The 24905-nt window shown below is 51.8% G+C and carries 22 protein-coding genes; 14 read left to right on the forward strand and 8 right to left on the reverse strand.

What is annotated here, in order from left to right; all coding sequences use genetic code 11:
- Positions 1-48 precede the first annotated feature (48 nt).
- Positions 49-1092, forward strand: a complete 1044-nt coding sequence (locus ABD949_RS26695) for a methyltransferase (protein WP_345248848.1) — start codon at positions 49-51, stop codon at positions 1090-1092.
- 13 nt (positions 1093-1105) lie between these two features.
- Here ABD949_RS26695 and lpcA read toward each other — a convergent pair whose 3' ends face one another.
- Positions 1106-1681, reverse strand: coding sequence for a D-sedoheptulose 7-phosphate isomerase (gene lpcA, locus ABD949_RS26700; RefSeq protein WP_345248850.1), 576 nt, complete (start codon positions 1679-1681; stop codon positions 1106-1108).
- Positions 1682-1689: 8 nt separating this feature from the next.
- Positions 1690-3399: a hypothetical protein gene (locus tag ABD949_RS26705; RefSeq protein WP_345248852.1), complete on the reverse strand. Its 1710-nt coding sequence runs from the start codon at positions 3397-3399 to the stop codon at positions 1690-1692.
- A gap of 137 nt (positions 3400-3536) precedes the next feature.
- Here ABD949_RS26705 and upp point away from each other — a divergent pair, with 137 nt between their 5' ends.
- Positions 3537-4181, forward strand: coding sequence for a uracil phosphoribosyltransferase (upp, locus tag ABD949_RS26710; protein ID WP_345248854.1), 645 nt, complete (start codon positions 3537-3539; stop codon positions 4179-4181).
- Between the two features lie 96 nt (positions 4182-4277).
- Here the strand turns inward: upp and ABD949_RS26715 are convergent, their stop codons facing one another.
- The gene (locus ABD949_RS26715; RefSeq protein WP_345248856.1) at positions 4278-7202 is read right to left on the reverse strand and encodes a TonB-dependent receptor; all 2925 of its coding nucleotides are present in this window, start codon (positions 7200-7202) and stop codon (positions 4278-4280) included.
- 269 nt (positions 7203-7471) lie between these two features.
- Between ABD949_RS26715 and ABD949_RS26720 the strand changes: the two genes are divergently transcribed.
- Positions 7472-8542 (forward strand): mannose-1-phosphate guanylyltransferase, encoded by a 1071-nt coding sequence (locus tag ABD949_RS26720; protein WP_345248858.1) that lies wholly within the window; start codon positions 7472-7474, stop codon positions 8540-8542.
- Between the two features lie 38 nt (positions 8543-8580).
- Here the strand turns inward: ABD949_RS26720 and thiL are convergent, their stop codons facing one another.
- Complete coding sequence (thiL, locus tag ABD949_RS26725) at positions 8581-9603, reverse strand: thiamine-phosphate kinase (protein WP_345248860.1); 1023 nt, start codon at positions 9601-9603, stop codon at positions 8581-8583.
- Between the two features lie 114 nt (positions 9604-9717).
- Entirely contained in the window at positions 9718-10164 is a 447-nt protein-coding gene (locus ABD949_RS26730; RefSeq protein WP_345248862.1) for a hypothetical protein, read from the reverse strand.
- A 105-nt stretch (positions 10165-10269) separates the two neighbouring features.
- On the opposite strand from ABD949_RS26730, the gene ABD949_RS26735 reads away from it, so the two are divergent.
- The 3 genes from ABD949_RS26735 to ABD949_RS26745 all read left to right on the forward strand — a co-directional run bounded on the left by ABD949_RS26735 (position 10270) and on the right by ABD949_RS26745 (position 12562).
- Positions 10270-10527 carry a cytochrome b5 domain-containing protein gene (locus ABD949_RS26735; RefSeq protein ID WP_345248864.1) on the forward strand — a complete coding sequence of 86 codons (258 nt, stop codon included), beginning with the start codon at positions 10270-10272 and terminating at the stop codon, positions 10525-10527.
- Complete coding sequence (locus tag ABD949_RS26740) at positions 10524-11372, forward strand: N-acetylglucosamine kinase (protein ID WP_345248866.1); 849 nt, start codon at positions 10524-10526, stop codon at positions 11370-11372. Before ABD949_RS26735 ends, ABD949_RS26740 begins: the two co-directional genes overlap by 4 nt.
- Before the next feature lie 122 nt (positions 11373-11494).
- The gene (locus ABD949_RS26745; protein ID WP_345248868.1) at positions 11495-12562 is read left to right on the forward strand and encodes a 2Fe-2S iron-sulfur cluster-binding protein; all 1068 of its coding nucleotides are present in this window, start codon (positions 11495-11497) and stop codon (positions 12560-12562) included.
- Positions 12563-12600: 38 nt separating this feature from the next.
- Here ABD949_RS26745 and ABD949_RS26750 read toward each other — a convergent pair whose 3' ends face one another.
- Together ABD949_RS26750 and ABD949_RS26755 are read right to left on the reverse strand one after the other, a co-directional pair.
- A complete protein-coding gene (locus ABD949_RS26750; RefSeq protein WP_345248870.1) occupies positions 12601-14799 on the reverse strand; it encodes a M56 family metallopeptidase in 2199 nt (732 codons plus the stop codon).
- Positions 14796-15164 carry a BlaI/MecI/CopY family transcriptional regulator gene (locus tag ABD949_RS26755; protein ID WP_345248872.1) on the reverse strand — a complete coding sequence of 123 codons (369 nt, stop codon included), beginning with the start codon at positions 15162-15164 and terminating at the stop codon, positions 14796-14798. Before ABD949_RS26755 ends, ABD949_RS26750 begins: the two co-directional genes overlap by 4 nt.
- Positions 15165-15425: 261 nt before the next feature.
- Here ABD949_RS26755 and ABD949_RS26760 point away from each other — a divergent pair, with 261 nt between their 5' ends.
- From ABD949_RS26760 to ABD949_RS26795, 8 genes are all read left to right on the forward strand, one after another.
- Positions 15426-17162, forward strand: a complete 1737-nt coding sequence (locus tag ABD949_RS26760) for a M3 family oligoendopeptidase (protein ID WP_345248874.1) — start codon at positions 15426-15428, stop codon at positions 17160-17162.
- An 80-nt stretch (positions 17163-17242) separates the two neighbouring features.
- Entirely contained in the window at positions 17243-17494 is a 252-nt protein-coding gene (locus ABD949_RS26765; RefSeq protein WP_345248876.1) for a hypothetical protein, read from the forward strand.
- A gap of 189 nt (positions 17495-17683) precedes the next feature.
- Positions 17684-18757, forward strand: coding sequence for an NAD-dependent epimerase/dehydratase family protein (locus ABD949_RS26770; RefSeq protein WP_345248878.1), 1074 nt, complete (start codon positions 17684-17686; stop codon positions 18755-18757).
- A gap of 61 nt (positions 18758-18818) precedes the next feature.
- Positions 18819-20549 carry a hypothetical protein gene (locus tag ABD949_RS26775; RefSeq protein WP_345248880.1) on the forward strand — a complete coding sequence of 577 codons (1731 nt, stop codon included), beginning with the start codon at positions 18819-18821 and terminating at the stop codon, positions 20547-20549.
- 104 nt (positions 20550-20653) lie between these two features.
- Positions 20654-21607 (forward strand): glycoside hydrolase family protein, encoded by a 954-nt coding sequence (locus ABD949_RS26780; RefSeq protein ID WP_345248882.1) that lies wholly within the window; start codon positions 20654-20656, stop codon positions 21605-21607.
- A 65-nt stretch (positions 21608-21672) separates the two neighbouring features.
- Complete coding sequence (locus tag ABD949_RS26785; RefSeq protein ID WP_345248884.1) at positions 21673-22491, forward strand: hypothetical protein; 819 nt, start codon at positions 21673-21675, stop codon at positions 22489-22491.
- A 138-nt stretch (positions 22492-22629) separates the two neighbouring features.
- Positions 22630-23586: a glycosyltransferase family 2 protein gene (locus ABD949_RS26790; RefSeq protein WP_345248886.1), complete on the forward strand. Its 957-nt coding sequence runs from the start codon at positions 22630-22632 to the stop codon at positions 23584-23586.
- A 32-nt stretch (positions 23587-23618) separates the two neighbouring features.
- Entirely contained in the window at positions 23619-24389 is a 771-nt protein-coding gene (locus ABD949_RS26795; protein ID WP_345248888.1) for a glycosyltransferase family 2 protein, read from the forward strand.
- A 17-nt stretch (positions 24390-24406) separates the two neighbouring features.
- Here ABD949_RS26795 and ABD949_RS26800 read toward each other — a convergent pair whose 3' ends face one another.
- Complete coding sequence (locus ABD949_RS26800) at positions 24407-24850, reverse strand: hypothetical protein (RefSeq protein ID WP_345248890.1); 444 nt, start codon at positions 24848-24850, stop codon at positions 24407-24409.
- Positions 24851-24905 lie beyond the last annotated feature (55 nt).

Consider the following 24905-nt stretch of genomic DNA (forward strand, 5'->3'; position numbering starts at 1 on the left):
GACGTTCGTTGATTAAAGTATTTATATATCACCGTTCGTTACAACCGGATGCAACTGAAAGTTACGCCCGACAACCCACTGGAGTGGATTGGGCTGCTCATGAATATGGTGCCGATGCCCCTGCTGCACGCCCAGATCTTCCCCGTTATCTCTAAAGCTGTGCTGGAGGCCGCCGATGCCGGCGTGTTTGATGCCGTGATGCAGGGGGCCGCTACCGTTGACGCCATTGCCGAAACCTGTAAGCTGAATCGGAAGGCAACCACCGAACTGATGGGCTTGCTGACGGCGCTGGGCTACTTTGCCTACCGGAATGAACAATTTGCTCCTACTAAGATGACCCGCCGGTGGATGCGTCAGGATGACCCGGAATCGGTACACGGCATGATGGTGTTCAACAACCGGGTGGTGTGGCCCTGGCTGGAGCGGATGGGGGAGTACCTGCGTACCGGCGAGGGGATACAATATCATGACTCATTGACGCCGGAGCAGTGGGGGTACTACCAGCGGGCCATGCTGGCCGCTACCGGCACCGAGGCCAAAGAGTTTGGCCGTCGGGCTCCCGTTCCCAAAGGCGCTACCCATATGCTGGATGTAGGGGGTGCGCACGGCCAGCATTCGGTAGCCTTGTGCAAACGAAATCCTGGGCTTCAATCCATAATCCTTGATTTGCCCGGTGCCGTAGAACAATCGGCTCCCATACTGGCACAATCTGGCATGGGTGACCGGGTTCAGCATCAAGTCGGTAATGCGCTAACCGACGAATTTGGCGAACAGGCATACGATATTATTTTGATGTCAAGCCTGGCCCATCACCTGACTGCCGAGCAGAATCAATTGGTTGCTGAAAAGGCCGCCCGTGCGCTGCGACCTGATGGCTTCTTTATTATTAACGAATTTATCCGGCCCGAAATCGGCAGCCGCCCCGACCTGGTCGGCAGCAGCACCGATCTTTACTTTGGTCTGAGCAGCACCGCCGGCAACTGGACCATCGACGAAATCAGTACCTGGCAGGAGGACGCCGGCCTGGAGTCTTACAAAGTGGTCAATTACATGAGTATCCCCGGCCGGGCCATGGTGGTAGCGAGAAAGTGATGTCTAGCTGACATTAGCCAATTACCTGTTTTTCAATCAGCAGAATAAACAGGTGAATCACTTTAATGTGTATCTCCTGAATCCGGTCGGCGTAGCCAACGTGAGAGACGCGGATTTCTACGTCGGCACTACCCGCCAGTTTACCGCCGTCTTTGCCAGTCAGCAGCACTACCTTCATGCTTTTCTGGCGGGCAGCCTCTACCGCACGAATGATATTACCGGAGTTACCACTGGTGCTGATACCCAACAGCACATCGCCCTCATTACCCAGCCCTTCAATAAATCGCGAGAACACAAACTCGTAGCCGTAGTCGTTACCGACGCAGGACAAATGGCTGGGGTCAGAAACAGCAATGGCGGCCAGTGACCGGCGGTTCTCGCGGTAGCGGCCCGATAGCTCTTCGGCAAAGTGCATGGCATCGCAGTGCGAGCCACCATTGCCGCAGGATATAATCTTCCGGCCGTTCAGAAGAGCCTCGGCCATCAGCTGCGCTGCCGCTTCAATAGCCGCAAGATTTTCTGTATTTTTAATGAAGGTGTCTAAGACAGACTGAGCTTCTGTGAGCTCCTGAAGAATTATAGAATGCATTTTATTCGTTAAAAAGTCCACCCCCGGTAGGGCAGGTTCCAGCGCAGGGCAACGCTGCCCTGTTGGGTAGTATAAGCCAGGGGGGTATATTGGCTGTCCTGAAAACGGAAAAGGTAGCGGCCTTCCAGAAAGACATTGTGTTTGAACATATACGATAACCGCAGGTCGGCATACGTAACCGCCGTCTGCCGGCCCTGCCCGATATAATTACCATCGTTTCGGACTCGCGTCTCATAATTCTTGGTAATATCACCCCCATAGTTACGGTATGGCTGGTCGGTACCGTACATCATGATTCCAAAGGTGCCAACACCGTTGAACTGGCGGTGCTGATAGCGGACAATACCCAGGCCTTCGACAAAATTGGCGCCCAGCGGGTGAGCCAGTGGCTGGCTGTAATGAACATAGTTCGTCTGGCCGGATTTATGGGAGTAGGTATACGGCCTGGCCAGGTTCATTTCAGCCTGCAGGTCCAGGTTCGGCACACCAAGTGCATCAATGTATTTTACCCCGGCCTGAGCCGCAAATTTATTGGTCCAGGAGCCCCGGCCGGCGCTCAATTCGCTAATCAAAAATTCATCGATCAGGAACTGGCTGTAGACTAAAAAGTGCCGCCGGAAATTGGCTTTGAAATCAATACCGATCATAGCGTTATCGGCACTGCCCCGGAAAGACTCGACGTAGCGGTAGAAGATAATAGGATTCAAATAATTAATATCAAACCGGTCCCGGCTGAATACCTCCGCTTCAAACAAACCCAGATTGATATTATCGCCCAGGTTCATGCTCAGGTGGTGAATTGAGGTGAATTTCTGAGTTATAGGATCATTTTGACTGGTGCGTCGGACACTGGTATTCTGGAGTTCAGAAAATAGGTTGGTGTACTGAAAACGACCAAACGTTGTGGTCAGTTTCATAAACAGGTAGGGAGCACTGTTGTCCGACAAGAACAGGGAGCGGTAGCCATTTCCGATAAAATTACGGTCGTGCCCAAACTGAAAATTGATGATTTTCAGAATGTTAAAGGTGATGTAGCCACGGGCCGACAGAAAATCGGCCCCAGTCTGGCGGTATTGTTTGGCAAACCCTTCGCCCGGTGCAAACCCACCATCCGGAATGCCATATAGTTGGCCATATTCCTGAATATAGCGGGGAAAAACGGCCTGGTTATCAGAGAAGAACGAGTAAAATCCCAGCCTTTTGGCAATGCTGCCCCTGACTTCTACCCCCCTGGTGTTGACAAACAGCCGATTGTTATTATTGCTCTCAGTGCCGGTGCTGTAATAAAAAACAGGGTTCACGTGCAGGTCGAAGTCGGGAGTCTGTACACTGTAGAAATCCGCTTTCTTCTGGTAAAAGGTACCCAGGAAAGGCCGTTGGCTATCGCCGGGAAATACCCTGGTAATGGTATTTCGATTGGCCGAGTCTTTATCCGTCACCCATTCCCAGCTATCGTCGCGCAGGTAACGGAGGTTAAAAAAATCAGTCCGAGACAAGGGGTAACGCAAATTTGCTTCTACGCTGTCGGTAAGCCGGACAATACCCTGCCGGTTATAAGGCTTCATGGAGCTGTGAAAGCCTTCGGCCCAGCGCCCCTGCCGTATTTCCATCCGATCTACCCAATGGTAATAATCCGGGTTCAGCGGGACAAAAGGACTTTGCGCCTGGGCGGCAATGGAGAGTAAAAGAAGAAGAGAATGGTAAACGTTGTACTTCATACAAATTTTGGCGAGTTCATAGGACAGAAAGCAGACCGGCCAGGTGAATTCGAGTACAAAATAGGTAAACCGTTTGGATAAACGCTAGGGTACCGGCTAAATTACACCGAATCTTCAGTTGTAACCGATCGCCGGATATGTTTGTATTTGCCAACCAGCCTTCACTGGCCAACCAGTTTATTGCCGAATTACGTGATGTTTCTGTTCAGAAAGACCGGCTGCGCTTTCGGCGCAATCTGGAACGGTTGGGGGAGCTAATGGCCTATGAAATCTCTAAGACACTACCCTACCACAACGTCAATGTACAGACCTCTCTTGGCGTAGCCGAAACCCAACTACCACTCAGGCAGCCGGTACTGGCCACCATTCTCCGGGCAGGTCTGCCCTTTCACCAGGGGTTCCTGAACTACTTCGATCAGGCCGATAATGCCTTTGCGGGCGCTTTCCGGGGTTATGTAGTGGGGGAAGACAACTTCGAAATTGCGATGGATTATATCTCCTGTACAGATCTGAGCGGCAAAACGCTGGTTCTTACCGATCCTATGCTGGCTACCGGTCGATCACTGGAAAAAGTATACCATGCGCTGCTGCGGTACGGGATTCCGGCGCAGACCCATGTGGCGGCTGTTATTGCCAGTCCCGAAGGTGTCAAATTCGTCCAGAGCCGCATGCCGGAATGCCATCTCTGGCTCGGCGCGGTCGATGATCACCTCAACGAGCACTTCTACATTGTTCCCGGCCTGGGTGATGCCGGCGACCTGGCTTTCGGTGAGAAGGTATAGTTCTATTAAGATATCAGTTCTATTAATGATGGCGAAAACAGAAACGCCCCAACCGGTTTTCCGGTTGGGGCGTTTCTGTACGAACGGGAGTGCTGCTTAGTTCAGCAATTCATCAAACGTCAGAGAGATATAATACATAGATCCGACGGTCGGGTTGCCGATGCCGGTGGTGTATTCCTGCTTCAGGATATTGCTGCCACCAAGTTTGAGTATCGACCGGATGGATGGAATCCGCTTGCTTACCTGAGCATCCAGCGTATTGATGGCAGGTACAACCATTAACTGGTTGTTGGCAGCCAGACGGGCAGCTGGTGCAATAAACGAAGACTGCCAGTAGAAAGCATCCTGGTGACGATATACGATGTTGAAGCCCCAGCCACTGTTGCTAATGTTGCGGTTACCGAAGTTCAGGTTATAGCGGTACTTCGGCGTGTTGAAGCCCACCATAAAGCCATCGTCCAATACGTTGCGGTTCTTTTCTTTGTTGAACATGGTTACGCCATCCGTGTTCAACGTGTTGTTTGACAGGTTACCACCAACGGTAAAATTACGGGGGAGCAGGTAATCGACCCCAATGCCGAAGCCCTGCGTTCTGACATCTTTTGTGTAGTTGGTGGGCAGCGAGTACACATTACGGGTTGTGGCACCGGTAGGCTGCACAATTACCTGACCGGAGATCAGGTTGCGATAGGTACTGTTGTAGTAGTTGACGTCGAGCAAGAACCGGTTTGCAATAAGACCTTTGTAACCAACTTCAAACGACAGTACCCGCTCCGGCTTGAACTCCGGAAACGTAAACTGCTGCGGCTGACCGGCATTGACGGATTCCAGCGTATAGCTCGGAATGGTTCTCAGCTGATACTTATCCACGAAATAGGGCAGACCTCCAATCAGACGGGCCTGGGGCGTATTCAGGTCGATATACTGGTCCTGGGTTGTCGGAATCCGGAATCCAGTCTGATACGAAGCCCGGATATTATGCACTTTATTGATGGTATAAACGGCCGAAAGACGCGGGCTAAACTGGCCGGCGAAGTTTTCGTTCTTGTCGTAGCGAAGCGAACCTGTCAGCTTCAGCGCATCGGCAATGGTTTTGGACGCCTGAATGTAGGCACCATACTCACTGATGTTGAACTCGCTGCCGTCGGGTTGCTGGGCAAACAGCGTCCCTTCTGAGTTCAGATCATATACCCGATAATTACCGCCGATCAACACCTCCGCGATTTTAGGATCGATAAACGAACTGAGGTTGGTCATGAACTCCGCATGGTACAGGTTGGTCTTGTCGAGGAAGCGGGCACCATTGGGAATTGGGCGTTGTTTGACCTGATCCGCAATCTGGTTAAACGCTTCGGAGCCCGGCTGAATACGACCCTGATCGGCCGCATTGCGGGCAGCTGTATGTAAAGCGCCGGATGCGCCGTTTACGGCATTGAGGGCTGTTTGATAAGCGGCTGCCGGATTGGTTGGGTTAGCGGCCAGCGCCTGCTGAATAGCCGTTGAAAAGGTTTGCAAGGCTCCTCCGGCATAGGTAAAGGCATACTGAGGATACCAGGAGCCAAGCAGGTTAGCCTGGTTCAGGCTTGGTTTCCAGGCTTCGTTCATGAACAGGCCTAATGTACCGATAGCGAAAGCGTCGCCGGAACGTTCCTGCGTGGTATAGGCCCGCACAAAAAAGCGAGGGCCGCGCAATTCTACCTTGTACTGACCCATCTTGAAATTATCGATGTAATAGCGGTCGTTGCCGGTATAAACGGTTGTACCATTACCCCAGCTTCCCTGAGCAATTGCTTCGATCCGATCGTTGATGCGGTAATGCAGGGCACCATTTAATTTCAAGCTACCGGTCCGGTAGTCGACCAGATCCCGTTCTGCATAGCCGGTGCGGGAAATGGGTGCGTTAGGCAGCAGGATGTTATTAACAATCTGGGTAGCCGGGAGGCCGGTAGCGGCCGAAATCTGATTGACACCGGCAACAATACGAGCCAGATCTGGCGAAATAGCCTGTAACTGGGCGGCAGGTAAGGCCAGGAATCCCGCAAACTGCTGCCGGAAAGCCAATAGGTTGGCACTGGTGGGGTTTTCGTCGCCGTAAATGTTTACTCCGTTGTAATTCGGGTTGTTCTGCCGGGTTCCGTTTGCCAGTGTATTGCCGTTGGTGAAGCTCATATCCCGCGTGTCGGTAGCTTCCCAATCCTGGGCAGTCAGGTAGCCCGCGTTGATCTTAAACGCTACTTTATTGTTGAACGCCTTGGCATACCGGATGGCTACATCGTAGAACGGTGTATTCTGATTGGCGCGGTTAGACGCACTCATGATCCCCGTTTTAGCGTAGGCGCTCAGTCCCTGATACAGGAATGGGCTCTTGCTGGTCATCAGCAGCAAACCGTTGGTCGCGTTGGGGCCGTACAGCGCCGAGGCTGCACCGGGCAGCAATTCTACACTCTCCAGATCCAGCTCTGAAATACCGACGATGTTACCCACCGAGAAGTTCAGACCCGGTGCCTGGTTGTCCATCCCATCGATCATCTGCACGACCCGAACGTTGCCGTTACCGGTAAAGCCACGCGTATTCACCGAACTAAAGGTCAAACTCTGGGTGCTAAGCTCCACGCCTTTCAGGTTGCGCAACGCATCGTAAAAGTTGGCTGAAGGCGTATTGCGGATCGCCCGGATATCCATTTTTTCGACGGTAACCGGCGACTGCATCACACTTTCTTCCACCCGCGAGGCCGACACAACTACCTCCTGGCCCAGCATGGGCTGCTCTACCAACTCGACCGTCAGATTATCACGATTACCCTGAATGGTTATTTCCTGGCTTTTATAACCTACCGAACTAATCAGCAGGGTAAATGGGGTAGAAGCATTGGTGTTCAGGGTAAAGTTTCCTCTTGCGTCAGTAATTGTTCCGGCTACCCGTCCTTTGATAGAAATACTTGCTCCGGCCAGTCCCTCTTTCGTGCCCGCATCCGCAACTCGTCCCGACAGGCTGGTCTGAGCCATTAGCCATGTTGTCATTAATAAACCATACGCCGTTAAAAAAAACTGGCGACAGGTAGAATTCTTCAGCATAAATTTGTTCGTTATGGGGGTTAATTACTTAGAAAATTTAATGCGATAAACATACGTAACTAAGCGTATACGTACAATTTTTTCTGGAAATTGTAGAAAATAATTTGTTAAGCCTGCTGGATAAGATTCGAAAGAAGCGGCCGGCTTTTTGTGTTTATAGAGAAGATAAATTCACCTTTGCAGATGTAAACGATTTACTAGTTAGCACTACTTTCATGAACCACACATATGTAGTAATAATGGCTGGCGGAGTTGGTACCCGTTTCTGGCCGTTTAGTCGTACCAACAATCCCAAACAATTTCATGATGTTCTGGGCACGGGCCGAACCCTGCTGCAACAGACGGCAGAGCGGTTCGACGGCATTTGCCCCCCCGAAAACATCTATATAGTAACCAGCACGGAATACAAAGACCTGGTTCAGGAACAACTGCCGTACCTGACCGACGAACAGGTTTTGTGCGAACCGGTTCGTCGGAACACAGCCCCGTGTATTGCGTATGCCTGTTATAAAATCAGTGTGCGCGACCCGGAGGCCAACATTGTTGTTGCTCCGGCAGACCACATTATCTTAAAAGAAGACGAGTTTAGAAGAACGATACAAACGGCGCTGGCGGCTACCGAAAACCAGGATATTCTGGTAACACTGGGGATTCAGCCGAGCCGCCCTGATACCGGTTACGGTTATATTCAGTACATACCGGATTCGGGCGAGACGATAAAAAAGGTAAAGACCTTTACCGAAAAGCCTCATCTCCAGCTGGCGAAGCAGTTTCTGGAAACGGGCGAATTTGTCTGGAACGCGGGCATCTTTGTCTGGAATGCGAAGGCAATACTGAATGCCTTTAAGCAGTACATGCCGGAGACGGCAGAAGTGTTTGAAGAGGGTACAAGTTGTTTTTATAATGAACAGGAAGCCTCCTTTATCGACCGGGCCTACTCGCTCTGTAAGAGTATGTCTATTGACAACGGCGTGATGGAGCGGGCCAATAACGTATACGTTGTGCTGAGCAACTTCGGCTGGTCAGACTTGGGAACGTGGAAGTCGCTGTACGAGGTATCGGAAAAAGACGCCGAGGAAAACGTAATCGACGGTCGGGTTATGTTGTACAGTACGCAGAACTGCATCATTAAAACACCCAAAGAACGTCTGGTGGTCATTAACGGACTCGACGGCTATATCGTAGCTGAATACGACAACGTATTGCTCATCTGCCCCAAAGACGAAGAACAGCGCGTTAAAGAATTCGTCGCCGATGCGAGGGAGAAGGGGGAAGAGTTTGTCTAAAAGCGATGGCAATCTGGCACTCCAGATCGCCATCGCTTTTAAAAGTGCTTCCAGCCCTGCGCCTTGATTGGTGTGTGCTGGCCGGCGCGGGTGGCCAGCACCACTTGGCTGGGATCGGCGGTCATGTAGCCGATGGCCGTGATGCGGGCGTGGTTCTTAAGCTTTTCGAATTCCTGCGGCCGGATGGTAAACAATAACTCATAATCTTCTCCACCGTTGAGGGCAGCCGTTACCGGGCTGATCTTGAACTCGTCGGCGGCCAGGTAACTCTGATCATCAATAGGAATAGTATCGTCGAAGATGACGGCTCCCGTTTGGGACTGGGTGCAAAGATGCAGGATTTCGGAGGCCAGTCCGTCAGATATATCAATCATGGCCGTTGGCTTTATGTCGAGGTCGCGTAGCTCATGAACAATGTCGGTGCGGGCGTCGGGCCGGAGCTGGCGCTGAACCAGATAGGCTTTTTCGTCCAGGTTCGGCTGCATAGTGGGGTCGGACAGATACACCTGCTTTTCGCGTTCCAGCAGTTGCAGACCCAGATAGGCGGCTCCCAAATCGCCGGTTACGCAGATGACGTCGTTTGGCTGAGCCGTATTTCGGTAAGCAATACGTTCTTTCGGTACCTTGCCCAACACCGTTACCGAGATGGTCAGCCCAGACCGGGATGCTGTGGTATCGCCCCCCACCAGGTCGACGTTGTAGGCCTCACAGGCAGCGGCAATACCTTTGTAAAGCTCCTCCACCGCTTCGACTGTAAACCGGCTGCTGATGCCGATATTTACGGTAAGCTGGGAGGGCAGGCCATTCATAGCCGCCATATCAGAAATATTAACCGCCACAGCCTTGAAGCCCAGGTGTTGCAGCGGCATATACATCAGGTCGAAGTGAACTCCTTCCAGCAGCATATCGCTGGACATCAGCAGGTATTCGTCGCCATCCGTACCGATAACGGCGGCATCGTCGCCAATACCCCGGACAGTATCCTGGTGCCGGGGGGGCGGTACCAATTGACTGATTTTGTTGATGAGTCCAAATTCGCCCAGAGAATCGATGGTTGTCATATTGGAAAGAAGCTCTTTTGGATGAGCTGATAGTATGGAAACAAAATTGGGCATAAAAAAGCCGTTCCCCATCGAGAGGAACGGCTTTTTTATAGAATAAAGCGTTAAATCAGCTTACGGATTCGATAGTGTATAAACATTCATGGTGCCACCGGTCTTCTGGCTGGCGGTTGTGCGCGTAAGCTTCAGTTCCGTATCGCTGATTGAGTCGATGGTAAATTCTATGGTGCCGTTAGTGCCGGTAGGCTGCGGTGTCAGGTTCTTCAAAATAAGCTTGTTTTCACCCTGTACTTCCCATTGACCCGTAAAGGTGTTGTTGTCTACCTCCCTGAGCGTAGCCGTGGCGGTGCTTAGGTCAATCCGGAAGTTGGAATAGCCGGGTTTGGCGTTGTTGGTTCCTCCCCGCGTAAACACCGTGGTACTGTTTTCCTGGACAATGCGGGCGGTCCAGTTTTTAGCGATACGCTCCGATACGGGTGGAGGGGCTGGCTTTTTGCAACCAACCGCTAGGATACCAATGACCAATATAGAGAGAAGGGTAGCAAATAAACTCTTTTTCATAAAATACAAATAGGCTACAGATGAGGCTAAAGTTACGCTAATTTTGTGGTCACTTACAAAAGACGGGTTCTCAAATTAGCTTTCATTGAGTAAACGGATTAAAGAATGCTGACTGACCAGCCCGAACTGAAATCATATACCCGATCTCAACTGGCGCTGCGCAACGGCTCCGACCGCGACGAAATCTGGTGCGCCTACCAGGGTATCATTTACGATGTGACCAACTCCCGGCTGTGGCGCAAAGGAAAGCATTACGAACACTGGGCCGGTCAGGACCTAACGGATGAACTGGCCGAAGCTCCCCATTCCGAATGGGTATTCCGGCGCTTTAAGGCAGTCGGTAAATTAACGGATAATCTATGATATTAATTGCAGACAGCGGAGCCACAAAAACCGAATGGTTGCTGACCGGTAGCGGTGAGGCCGCTCAGACGATCCATACGGTAGGCCTGAATCCCTACTTTCTGAATACCGAGGCCATTGCGATGGTGCTGCGGAACCAGCTTCTGCCCGCTACGGGAGGGGGCAACATCCAGACGGTGTATTACTACGGCACTGGCTGTAACAGCCCCGCCAGTTGTGCCATTGTGGCTGGTGCCATCCGGGCAGTCTGGCCGGCAGTGCAAACGGTAGAGGTAGACAGCGATATGCTGGGGGCAGCCAGGGCCGCCTGCGGGAATGAGCCGGGTATTGTCAGCATACTCGGTACGGGTTCCAATGCCTGCCGGTATGATGGGCGGCAGATTACCAGCCCAAGCTACTCTCTTGGCTTCTGGCTGGGTGACGAAGGCAGTGGTGGGTATCTGGGCAAAAGGCTGGTGGTGAATTTTCTGCACGAAAAGTTGCCTCAGGAGTTACATCAGCGGTTTGCTGAGCAATACCAGTTGAACCGGGTAATGGTACTGGAGAATGCTTACCAGAAGCCGTCTCCCAACCGGTACTTCGCTTCATTTGCACCATTTTTGTCGGAAAATAGAGCCCATCCTTACGTGCAGGATTTAATTAAACAGGCTTTCCGGACATTTCTGGAATTGTATGTAGGTAAGTTTCCCGAGTCTGCGGTATGGCCGGTTCACTTTATCGGCTCGGTCGCTTACTACTTTCAGGACCTGCTGCGGGAGGTTGCTACTGAGCGGCAGATGACGCTGGGACGGATGCTGAAGGCTCCAATGGAGAGCCTGGCTCGGTACCATCAGGAGAATGCGTAAGCTTTCCGCAAAATAGTACAAAACCCATACCTGCTCTTATTTGTTTATACCCTACAACTGCCGTTGTAAATGAAGCTGTGTGCAAAAGGCAACGGCCACATCGTAACTTTATCATTCACTCGATGGCGAATCGTTATTACCTGAAGATTAAAGACATTACCAAAGAAACGCCGGATGCCGTGACTATTAGTTTCTGGCACCCGCTTAATGAAGCGGTACGGTATCAGCCCGGTCAGTTTCTGACGTTTGTTCTGCCGGTGAACGGCAGCAAAGTGCGCCGGTCCTACTCCATGTCCAGTTCTCCCCACGTAGATGCCTCCCTGGCGGTAACGGTGAAGCGGCTCCCCGGTGGCCTGGTGTCTAACTATATCTGCGATAAGATGCAGCCGGGCGATGTGTTGGAAACGCTGGAGCCGATGGGGCACTTTGTTCCCCAGCTGGATCCGGCAAACCGCCGGCAGTTTATCCTGATCGGAGCGGGCAGCGGCATTACTCCCCTGTTTTCCATGATGAAATCGATTCTTCACGTAGAGCCCAACAGCAGGATCTGGCTGATTTATGGGAACCGTAATCAGGAGTCGATCATTTATAAACAACATCTGGACGCCATTACCCAAGTGCATAGCAACCGGGTGAAGGTAACGCACATCCTGAGCCAACCTAACGCCAGCTGGACTGGTTTGCAGGGACGCATTAATCAGTCGACGCTGTTAAAAGTTTTGGAGGAGCAACCCAGGGAATTGATTCAGGACGCGAGCTACTATGTCTGCGGCCCCGAGGGGATGATGGATGAGGTACGTAGCGCACTATCTATTCTGCATGTACCTACCAGGAATATTCACAAGGAAAGTTTTGCCACGGCCCCGCCAGAAGTGTCGGGTGAGGTAACCGAAGATCCGGCCGCCGAAGCCGGCGGCTCGCAGGAGGTAACCATTCTGTACGAGGGCAGCGAATACAAATTTGCGGTGGAGCCGCACCAGACCATCCTCGAAGCCGCGCTCGATTTGGATATTGACCTGCCCTACTCGTGCCAGGCCGGTATGTGCACGGCCTGCATGGGGCGTTGCGTTTCGGGTAAAGTGAAACTGGACGAAGAAGACGGTCTATCCGAATCAGAGCTGGACGCAGGCTATGTACTCACCTGTGTAGCCCATCCGTTAACCCGAGATGTGGTGATAGAAATAGAATAACGAAAAAGCCTCACTTTGACGAGTGAGGCTTTTTCGTTTTAATCCTTCGGTGGCTTGGGCGTAACTGCCGGGGCTGGTTTGGGTGTTGGTGCCGCATTCGCCTTCGGAGTAGCACGAGGCTTAGGCGATGCAGCCGGAGCTGCAACACCTGGCCGGATTGTGGTAGCCGGACCCACCGGTAGAACAGGAGCCACAGGCTGACCAGGAGCCAGCACGGCACCGGGCCTGGGTGCTACACCCGGACGGGGTACTCTGGCGGGCCGGGCAGCACGAGCCGGCGGTGGAGGCATCACACCATGAACCTCAATTTCCGGATGCCCAGGAAAGTAAGGCATGCCACGAACCAGATTTTCACTCATACGGGACATTTTGTTGGCGTGTTCTTCCTGAAGCCTGCTAAGCCCGTCCATTTGCTTTTCTAGCTCATCCAGCGGCTGCCGAACGGAGCGGAGTTCATTTTCCATGCTTTCGATTTGCTGGTTAAGCTCCTCAATACCTTTTTCGCTTTCTTTAATCCTCAATTCACCCTCATTAATTCGCTTTTCTATATCAGCTTCGCTGAGTTTCTGTTTGGCCGTCTGGGTCTCCTGCAGCTGGCGCATGTTGCGTTCGATTTGCTGACGCCGTTGTTCGTGCAATTTTTCGCGTTTCCAGTTCAGCGTTTCCATTTTTCGTTCAAACTCTTCTACACGGAACTGATGCTTCTCTGCTTGTAAGTTCAGGGTCCGGAGTTTGGCGTGTATCTGCTGCTCCAGCCTGGCCAAACTGTCAATTTGCCGGTTGTGCAGCTCGCGAAGTCTGTCATCAAGTGTATCGGGCGACGGGTTATAAATGGCTATATCCGGCAGCGTAGTAGTGATAGCCAGATCAGGAGTTGGCTGGATCAGGCCAATGTCAGCCAGATGAAAGTCATCTTGCACCATGGCTACGGCTGTTACCTCCGGGTCTGCTTCCAGGGGTTGCCGGCTCATGATGACCATGCGCAGAATTTCATGGTCTTCTTTGCTGGTAACGTTTTCGAGGCCTAACGTGCCGTCAATAATCTGGTCGAGTTGCTGCTGTAATCGCTCGACACGCTTGGCGGGTAGCTTCTGACCCTGCCAGATGATGTAGTCAACTTTGCTCTGGTCAATGATGGAGAATTCAGTACGGGGCGTTTTAGTCTGAGCCGCCTTCTGTGATGGTTTCCCTGGCTCGTCTTGCTGCTGAATAGCGTATACGGATGCACTGAACAGCAGCAACGTGGCCAGCGTAAGACCGATAAGATGACCGTTGGATACCACTGGCCTGGCGGGGACACCTAACATCCGGCGTACCCGCTCCAGCAGTTGTTTCCGGCGCGAGGCTAAGGCCAGAGCCAGGGCTGGCGTGTGGCTGAACTCTTCTACCCGTGCCAGGGCCTGTGCCAGTGCATGGGCATTTCCGCAGGCCTGTACCGCCAGATCATCGCAGCAGTTCTCCCGCTCCTCCCGCACCCGTGCCGACAGCCACCACAGCGCCGGATGAAAAAAGAATAGTACTTCTACTGCCGATTGCAGTAGGTTGACGGCATAGTCGAACCGCTTAACATGCGCGAGCTCGTGAGCCAGTACCGCTTCCAGTTCCCGGGCCGACAATCCCGTAACTAGTCCCATTGGCAGGAGAATAACGGGTGTAAAGGCCCCGATCACCATCGGTATCTGCACTCGTGCCGATTCAAGCAGTTGCACCCGTTGGCGTAGGTTCAGACGCTGGCTCAGACGGTTAAGGGTTGCGGTTAGTTGAGACGAGACTGGCTGAACAGCGATGGTTTTTAGCCGTTGCACGTACACCCAGCCGCCAATCAGGCGTACCAGTAACACACCTACGCCCAGCAGCCAGCAGGTCACAATTTCGGGCAGGTAAGTCTCCAGCAGACGCTGAAACTGAATGTGCCAGGGCAGCGCTTCGGTCAGTTGCTGCCATCGAACGGCCGACAACGCTGCTACCTGCGTAGCTACGGCAGAGCGTGATCCTAACGTAAAGGCAGACTGAACAGGCTGGTAATACATACTAAACGTAACAACCGACGCCATTACCTGCGCCAGCAGCGTACCTACGCCAATGCCGTACCGGAGGTAGCTGGCTCTACGGCGCAGCAGGTACATGGCAATAGCGGCCGGAAGTACCAGTGCAAAACCCTGCCATAGGGCGTGAAGGAGTGTCCAGCCCAGGGCGACCACCACCGGCTCAGACAAAAAGGTTACCATCGGTTTCATGCGTCAGGGTTGATTTGATTGAGTAACTGCCGGATTTCGTCTAGTTCTTCGCGGGAGGCTTTGCCTTGCCCCAACGCCTGCATTACCAGTTTGGAGGCCGAACCACGGAAGGCTGTATCTACCAGGCGGCCAACCAGCGTTCGCTGAATGTCTTCTTCGGTAAGGTTGGCGGAGTAGGTGTGCGAACGGCTATCTTCCATACGATCCAGCAGTCCCTTCTCGTGCATGATTTGCATAAGTTTTAGGGCAGTAGTGTAGCCAATTTCCCGGTTTTGAGTCAATTCCTCGTGTACCTGTCTGACGGTGCAGGGGCCTTTCTGCCAAAGCACCTGCAGGATCTCTAATTCTGCGTCTGTCGGCTTCATGATTATCTACGAACGATTTCGTAGTAAACATATACGAAGCTTTTCGTAATAGCAAGCAGGTAGCAAGTTTTTTAACAAAAATTATGAGGATTGGCATTGGGTCGTTCAGACAGTATACGATCAGGACAATAGCAGTGGCTTTTCAGCCAACCAGTTGGCGTCTGCTAAAAAGTTGCCTATTGTTCTTGCGCAGGGCTCGAACAAAAGGTTTATACGGTAGCTTATTATTGCATAATTTGCACACTCGAACTTTTAGTACCAATGACCGCAGAAAGTCAGCTTCAGATTCCCACCCGCCCGGCCCGTCGGTTTATCGGCGAAGAGTTAGACCTTAAAAGCTGGGATGATGTAAAACCATTTTACGATAGCCTGCTGAACCGTTCCATCCAGAATGCCAGCGAACTCCGGCAATGGTTTGCCGATCGTAGCGAACTGGAATCGTACCTGTCCGAAAACTTTGCCTGGCGCTATATTCGGATGACCTGTGATACCGCCAACGAAGAGCTGGTGAACCGCCTGAACTTTTTCATTGCCGAAATACAGCCGCAGATGACAGCCTATGGTAATGAATTGGACAAAAAAGCCGTTGAGAGCCCATACCTGACCGACTTATCCGACCAGGGCTTTGCGGTTACCGTCCGGGGTATGAAGAAAGCCATTGAAATCTTCCGCGAAGAAAACATCCCCTTGCAGTCGGAGATGCAGATGGAAGAGCGGAAGTACGGGGCGATAACCGGGGCTATGACGGTTGAGATTAATGGTGAAGAGATGACGCTCCAGAAAGCGTCGGATTTGCTTCAGTCTACCGACCGGGTCGCACGGGAAGAGGCCTGGCGTAAGATACAGGACCGCCGGTACCTGGATCACGAAACGCTGGATAATCTGTTCAACAGGCTGCGTGACCTGCGGCATCAGATGGCAGCCAACGCTGGTTTTGCCAATTTTCGCGACTATATGTTTGCCGCTCTTGGCCGCTTCGACTACACGCCCGACGATTGCTTTTCGTTTCATCAGTCGGTATCGGAGGCCGTGGTGCCGCTGCTGGACCAATTAGCTGAAGAGCGGAAGCAGAAACTGGCGGTCGATACCCTGCGGCCTTGGGATACCCGCGTAGATCCGGAAGGACGCCCACCCCTGAAGCCTTTTGCCTCGGGCGAAGACCTGCTTAATAAGACCATCAGCTGCTTTGACCGGCTCGATCCGCAACTGGGTACTTACCTGCGCATCATGAAGGCCATGGGCCACCTGGACCTGGAATCCCGCAAAGGGAAGGCACCCGGCGGCTACAATTATCCGCTGGAAGAAATTGGCGTACCGTTTATCTTTATGAACGCTACCTCAAGCCTGCGTGACCTGGTGACAATGGTACACGAGGGAGGGCATGCGGTCCACTCATTTCTGACGCGGGAGCTACCGCTGAAGTCGTTCCGGAACCCGCCGATGGAAGTAGCCGAACTGGCTTCCATGTCGATGGAGTTGTTAACAATGGATCACTGGGATGTTTTCTTTAATGACCCTGAGGAACTCCGGCGGGCTAAGCTTCAGCACCTGGAGTCGATTATTGAAACCTTACCCTGGGTAGCAACCATTGACAAGTTTCAGCACTGGATTTACGAGAACCCAACTCATTCCATAGCTGACCGACGGGAGAACTGGGTTCGTATTTACGACCAGTTTACCGACCAGATAGTTGACTGGAGTGGGCTGGAGCCGTATAAAGAGTACCTTTGGCAGCGGCAACTGCATCTTTACGAAGTACCGTTTTATTATATTGAGTATGGTATTGCCCAGTTAGGGGCGCTAGGTATCTGGCTCAATTACCGCCAGAACCCGGAAAAAGGGCTACAGGGTTATAAAAATGCATTGGCGTTAGGCTATATGGCTCCAATCCGTGACATTTACCGGGTTGCCGACGTGCCTTTCGACTTCTCCAGAGAACATATTAGTTCGCTGATGAATTTTGTATGGGAGGAGATTTCGCGATTGAAGCAGGGGTAGCTGCAAGATTATTAAAATTCCTGTTCCGAATTAGCCGCCAACGCTGTAAATTTGCGGAATCAATTCGTAACCAATCTTCTATGAAAAGCGTACTGAGCAAAGGTGCAGCTGTGGTAGCATTGCTGTCGCTGGCATCTTGTGACTATCAGAAATATAATACCATTCGCCAGAAAGATGTTCGTCGGGGTGATTCCTATATCTATGGTGTTCACCCGGATTCGGCGGCTGTTCAGTCAAAATATAAGTATACGCCCCGTCCGGAAGTGGAAGCCCGTACCCAGAAAATTCGCGAAAAGCTCTTCGGGACCGGCACCATTGGTGAAGGCGCATAAACGTTTACCAGTTGCATATTCCTAAGCGATAAGCCGCGTCAGCAGACCGGTTCATCGCTTTTTTATTTATTGACTTTTTAGGGAAAGGTTCTTCTGAATAGAACTTTTTTACGTTACTTTGCCCATCTATAATACCATATAGAATAGAACTTTTTTTATAATTCTTCTGCGGAAAGTAATAGACGCTATATGAACGTTGCATTGGTTACCGGCTCCGCCGGCCTGATAGGAAGTGAAACCGTAGCCTTTTTCTCAGAGAAGTTTGATGTGATTGTTGGCATCGACAACAATATGCGGCAATATTTCTTCGGGGCCGACGGCTCCACCGACTGGAACCGCAATCGACTGGCCGATACCTATGCCAATTACCGGCACTATACAGCCGATATCCGGAAAGTTGAGGAACTGGACGTAATTTTCAAAGAGTACGGCACCGACATTAAGGCCATTGTGCACACGGCCGCCCAACCCAGCCACGACTGGGCTGCCCGTGAGCCCTTTACCGATTTTGCCGTTAATGCCAATGGTACCCTGAACCTGCTGGAGATGACTCGCCAGCACTGTCCCGATGCCGTTTTTATCTTTACCTCTACTAACAAAGTATACGGCGATAATCCTAACTTTCTGCCCCTGGTTGAGACCGAAACCCGTTGGGAAATCGATCAGAACCATCCGTACTTTGAGAATGGTATCGATGAGCACATGAGCCTGGATCACACCAAGCATTCCCTGTTCGGGGCTTCCAAAGTGGCTGCCGATATTCTGGTGCAGGAATATGGCCGGTATTTTGGCATGAAAACGGGCGTGTTCCGGGGCGGTTGCCTGACCGGGCCCAACCATTCCGGTGCTCAGTTGCACGGATTTCTGTCGTACCTGATGAAGTGTGCCATTACCGGTAATCACTACACCATTTTTGGCTATAAGGGCAAGCAGGTGCGGGATAATATTCACAGCTGGGATCTGGTGAACATGTTCTGGCATTTCTACCAGAATCCGCGGGCTGGCGAAGTCTACAACGCCGGCGGTGGCCGATTTGCCAACTGTTCTATGCTGGAGGCCATTGTCCTTTGCGAGGAAATTACCGGTAATAAAATGAATTACAGCTACTCGGAAACCAACCGGATTGGTGACCATATCTGGTACATTTCCGATCTGAGTAAATTCAAGAGCCACTATCCGACCTGGAACTGGACGTATGATCTGCAACAGACTCTGGCGCAGATCCACGACAGCATGGCCCAGCGGTTGGCGGTGGCTAAGTAAAAAGATACACCTGATACGATAATGTCAGTCTTGCGGGGCTGGCATTTTTTATGTGAAGGTTATGCCTAGTTTCGATACATCTCCTGTTTTATACTGGATTCCGGTCTACCTGTTGTGCTGGGGATTGTTGTGGCTGGCTATCCGTGATGAGTCTTCTGCCGATTCCCGCGATGGTAAGGTCCGCCGGGCCGGTCGTTGTTTTGTGCCGGCTGCGCTGGTCCTCCTTTTTCTGCTCCGACTGCCCAGCATCGTATACAATCAGGAGATTAACCCCGATGAGAGTCAGATTATTACCCAGGCCATGACGCTTCGTCAGGACCCGGTGTACTTTCGGTCTGTTGATGGTACAACTGGTGGGCCACTGGACAGTTATTTTCTGATTCTACCGTCGTTTCTTGGTTTCCCTTTCGATTACATCACCGCCCACCTGACGGCGTATGGGCTGGTGGCGGTAAGCCTGTGGCTGCTGTTCCGAACGGCGCAGGTATGGTTTGGCACCCGGGCGGCCCGGCTGGCGCTGCTCCCCCTGGTGTTGTTGCTGGGCCTCACCCGGAACGGCGATTTTATCCATTACAGTAGTGAACTGGTGCCGGTTGCCCTGCTCAGCTGGGGGTATTACCTGTATGCACGTCACCTCAACAACAGTGTACCCTCTGTACGCCATATCGCGCTGATTGGCTTGCTGATGGGTATGGTACCATTTGGGAAGCTACAAGGCACTCCGCTGGCGGCCGTGGTGGGGTTGTTTGTTGCATTGGATGTACTGTTTCGTCAGCGGCTTACCGCATCCGACAAAATCAGGCGGTTGGGCGCGCTGGGGGCAGGAGGGCTTGCTTTTCCGGCACTGGCGGTGCTGCTGGCCTGGCTCGGCGGGGTGTACGATGATTTCGTTACATTTTATATCGTAGGTAATGTTCAATATGCCGGAGAATACCGGCTGGTTGAGAACCTGCTGAGGTTGCCCTATTTCTTCCGAAAAGGTACCGAGTTTGACTGGCTGGTTAAGCTCACAATTGGTGTTTGGCTGGTTGCCTTGGTAGTAGGGTTACTGCGGGGATTCCGCCGGGGCAGGCTGCCCTGGATGGTAGTGGGCTTTTTAGCTACATTGTTGCCAGTTACATTGTATGCCATTACCCGGACTGGGTCGGAGTATGTTCATTACCTCTTTTTTCTGATGGGTCCCCTCATGCTCTGGCTGGCCTATGGCTGGTCGGTTATTCTGGCCTCTCTGCAGCAGACACGCGGGGTAGTAGCTATAGGGGGCCTGGTCAGTGCCGTTTTCCTGGGGATGTTTGCCGTTGACGCCTGGCAGCTTTACCAACAGGGAATGCCCTTGAACCCGTACCCGTCTAACCGCCAGGAGGGCTGGCGCCTGCAGCAGACGCCAGTATCGACAGTCATTACCAAATACGCAGACCCGGGCGAAAAGTTGGCGGTGTGGGGCTGGCGCTGTGATTATTATGTGCAGGCGCAAATGCCCCAGGGGGTTGCCGAAAATCATACCATCCGGAGTGTTTTTGATAATCCGCTGAAAGAGGCTTATCAGCGCCGGTATTACCGGAACATGACCCAATCGCTGCCACCGGTTTTTGTCGATGCCGTGGGGAGTCAGAACTTATGGATGACCGATCGGGCCACCCAGGGCCACGAATCGTATCCTCCGCTGGGGGAGTTTATCAAAACGCATTACCGCTACGTGGGCTTGGTTAACGATACCCGGATCTACGTTCGTGTTGATCGGGTGGCCCGGTATGACCAGACCCTGAAGCCCATGGCCAACCTTATTGAGTAAAAACAGGCGCATGGCTGATTGTTGTCATTGGCCTGACAGATTAAAACGTTTCAGATTTGTAACCCGGTGCCGGGGTTACCCCGCACCCAACTTCTTAATTAGACATGTGGACTAAAAAAGGTCTGATTTATAAGCCCGACGGTTCTCTTCCGTTCAGCCTGACCCACGCGCAGGTCCCCTTTGGCTTTCCGCTAGACGACCGCTTCCGGGTTTATTTTGCCACCCGTGATCAGGATAGTGCTTCGTCGACCTCGTTTGTAGAATTGGATCCAAACGACCTTTCGCAGGTCGTTTACGTGCATGATCGGCCCTGCCTGACGAAAGGAAGTGTTGGTATGTTCGACGAAACCGGTGCCATGCCATCGTGGTTTTTGCCGGTGGGTGATGAAATCTGGCTGTACTATACCGGCTGGAACAAAAGCCAGACGACGCATTACCGGTTGGGTATTGGTTTAGCTATCAGTCGGGATGGGGGGCTTACCTTTGAGCGCAAATACGTGGGTCCGCTTCTCGACCGGTCAATTTATGACCCCGTCTGGGTAGCGCAGCCCTGCGTCATGCGCGAAGGAGACCGTTGGCGGATATGGTATCTGTCCTGTACGAAAATAGAGATAATCAACAATCATCCGGAGCCGTTCTACGATGTGAAGTACGCCGAGTCGGAAGATGGCATTCACTGGCACCGGACGGGGCAGGTATGCATTGGTTATGATGAATTCACGAACGCAATAGGCCGCCCAACCGTATACAAGGACGGAGCGCTGTATAAGATGTACTACTCATACCGGAATGCTGAGAACTACCGGACCGATACCCGGCAGAGTTACCGCATTGGGTATGCCGAGTCTAAGGATGGTCTTACCTGGGACCGGAAGGATGATCAGGCCGGTATCGAGCGTTCTGCCGACGACTGGGATTCGGCGATGATGGACTACTGCCATATTGTGCGCCACCGCGATGAGTGGGTGATGTTTTACAACGGCAATGGTTTTGGGGCATCCGGTTTTGGGTATGCCGTTCAACCAGTGGGTTCGCCGGCTGCTGAGTTCATTCGATAAGAGCAAAAGTCTTTGTTTTACTTTAATTTGTACACATTCTATATTGCAACAAATCATCAGGTGTTATGAAAGAATTGTCGAAGTATCTGATTGCTGTTGATGGTGGCCTGAAAAACGGTGAAATTACTACCGAAGTACCTTACGAAGAGGTGATGCGGTTAGTGAACGAGCCTAACATCGTTATCGTCAAGAATATTTTTCCGGAGGAGACGCTGAAAAATGCGATTGATGCCACGCTGGAGTGGTCGAAGAAGGTACCCCTGAATGAGGAACAGGATGATTTCGTGTCCAATTCGCACAAGCGCCGGCTGCACATTGCTAAGATTCAGCAGGCTCCTCAACTGTTTCACGACCATACCTTTGATAACCTGTTAAACCTGGAGGAGCCGTATAAGAGTGCTATCCTGGCCATCTTTGATCCCATCCGTAAATTCTGGAATGGGCTGACGGGCAACAGCGAAGAGTTTGGCCATAAAAAGGGGCAACCATACCTGCACCCGCAAATCACCCATTATCCAATGGGCGGTAGCTTCTTTGGCCGTCACTGGCACCCGCTGAATCCCCAGAAAGTAGGGCTCATTACCGCTCTGAACAAATACGGCCGGGACTATCACTCCGGCGGTACGGGTTATGTGATCAATGATACCATTATTGAGACGGAAGGCTTTCAGGATATCGGTGACATGATTCTGTTCCGGTACGACCTGCCGCACTGGGTAAGTCCGTCGAGCTTTGCCGATCGGTTTAGCTGGGATGACCCCCGTGGTCGCTGGGTAGCCATTCTGCCTTTTTATGATCCGTGGGGTACACCAGCCGAAAAGGATGAACCGCAGGGCTGGAAAACCCAGATCACTACGGCCACCAAAGCCCCGGCTGCCGTTTAATCATATTCGTTACGAAAGGGTGGCCAGATAAGCCACCCTTTCGTTTTATAGCCGCAACGCAGTTTTACCGACACCAGGCAAACGGTTTTTGCTTCACCCTTGTTAGCTTTGTAACATGGCCGGTGCAGCCTTTCCAACATGATCAAAGTTAGCGTACTCATTATCACCTATAACCAGAAGAATTTCATCCGCAAGGCTATTGACAGTGCCCTTGCCCAACAAACCGACTTTCCCATTGAGATTCTGGTCGGTGATGACTTTTCTTCTGATGGTACCCGGGAAATTATTCAGGATTATGAACGGCAGCATCCCGGTAAGGTTATAGGTGTGTTGCATCCCCGAAATATGGGGATGAACGGGGGCATCAATTTTCTGGAAACGCTGAAACAGGCCAGAGGAGAGTATTATGCGCTGATGGACGGTGATGATTACTGGACGGATTCGCTAAAGCTGCAGAAGCAGGCCGATTTCTTGGACGCTCATCCTGATTGCTCAACTGTTTTTCACAACGCGGTGATTACCTACGAAGACGGTACCCCTTCGCACCTGCTGAATTCACCGGACCAGAAAACATTTTATACGGTAGATGACCTTATTGGTGAGGATGAGATCTGGTTTATGGCTACCTCCAGTACCATGTACCGGCATATCCTGAAAGAGTACCCGGCCTGGTTCCGGGAGTCATCAAGTGGCGACATTCCCCGGCTGATCCTGATGGCCAAACTGGGAAAGATTGGTTACCTGCCTGATGTGATGTCTGTATACCGGAAAAACCGGGGAGGTGCCAGTTACGCGGATAATTATTACGACGAAAACTTTCTGCGGAACCGCATTCTGATGTACAGTAATATCAACCGGGAACTCGACTACCGCTATGATAAAGTGTTGAAGAAGAATATCGCCCGATACTACCGGATGATGCTCGATGCCCGGCAGTATCAGAAGAGTTATTTCCGACGGGCTTTTTACGCCGTGAAATACCTGTATATGGCGCAGCCCGCCTGGGAAAAGTCGAAAGAGGTAATCCGGGATTATCTGACACCCGCTCCCATCCGGCGGTTGTACAGTACAATCCGGCTCTTGCCGTATCGGTAAAGTGACCTATCTTTGCTCCAAGCCTCATAGCTATGAAACTCAGCGTAGTCATTCCCGCTTACAATGAAGAAGAGTCGTTGCCGGATACTCTGCGAACGTTGTATCAGACGTTAGCCAAGTACGGTATTGACCATGAAATCTGCGTCACCAACGATAACTCGAAGGATAAAACGCTTACCGTACTACAGCAGCTGTCGCTGGAGATTCCCACGCTTGTGTATTATACAAACCCTGGCCCCAACGGCTTCGGGTATGCTGTTCGCTATGGACTCGAACGCTTTACCGGCGATTGCGTTGCTGTCTTTATGGCCGACATGTCGGATGATCCCGAAGATCTGGTGAAGTATTACTACAAGATGGAGGAGGGAAATTACGACGCCGTTTTTGGGAGCCGCTGGATCAAAGGCGGTAAGGTCATTGATTACCCGGCGGTGAAGAAATACATCAACCGGGTAGCAAACTTTATTGTGCGTATGCTGATGGGTATCAACTACAACGATACTACGAACGCCTTTAAACTTTATAAACGCGAAACCATAGAGGGGATTAAGCCCTTTCTGTCTCCCCATTTCAACCTGACGATCGAGCTCCCGCTAAAAGCCATGGTCCGAGGCTATACGTTTGCGGTAGTGCCTAATAGCTGGACGAACCGGAAGTATGGCGAGTCGAAGCTGAAGATCAAGGAAATGGGTAGCCGTTATTTCTTTATTCTGCTTTACTGCCTTATCGAAAAATACTTTTCCAGAGGTGATTACCGTAAAAAGGTAGTTGCGGCCCGGCAACCTGCCGAGGCTGGTAACTAATGCAACAGCGATGTGCTTTAGTCAAATAGCTCCTGTAAGCCAGGGATGTTGTACGTGGCCAGGGTAAACACAACGCTCCAGAAGACAGCGCTGATCAGCATATACAGGAAGATTTGTCCGCGGTGTACGCGGTACGATACGGCCAGGACTGTACCACCAATGGGAGTTAGGATCAGCGGAGTCAAAAGCGCAATACCAAGCATTCCCGAGCGTTTCCATATTTTTACGGCCATCCGGGTTCGACGGTTAAACCGCCTTGGCGGTTTTTTACTGATACGTTGCGAAAGCTGCCGGAGCATTTCGCCTGCAAAGGCCACAGCCACAACGGCCAGCATCATACCCGCTACCGTGCATACAGCGGTCTGAATCCACGATAACCCCATCGCAATGCCGGTTAGTGGCCCTCCGATAAACTTCAGGGCACTAGCCAAAATAACCGTTATATATTTAGCAACGTCCATATCATGTGTTGAACAGGTTAAGGGTATCCGGTGTTTGAAAAAGAAAACGAGTTCC

The sequence above is a fragment of the Nibrella saemangeumensis genome (assembly GCF_039541915.1).
GTDB classification, from domain to species: Bacteria; Bacteroidota; Bacteroidia; order Cytophagales; family Spirosomataceae; genus Nibrella; species Nibrella saemangeumensis.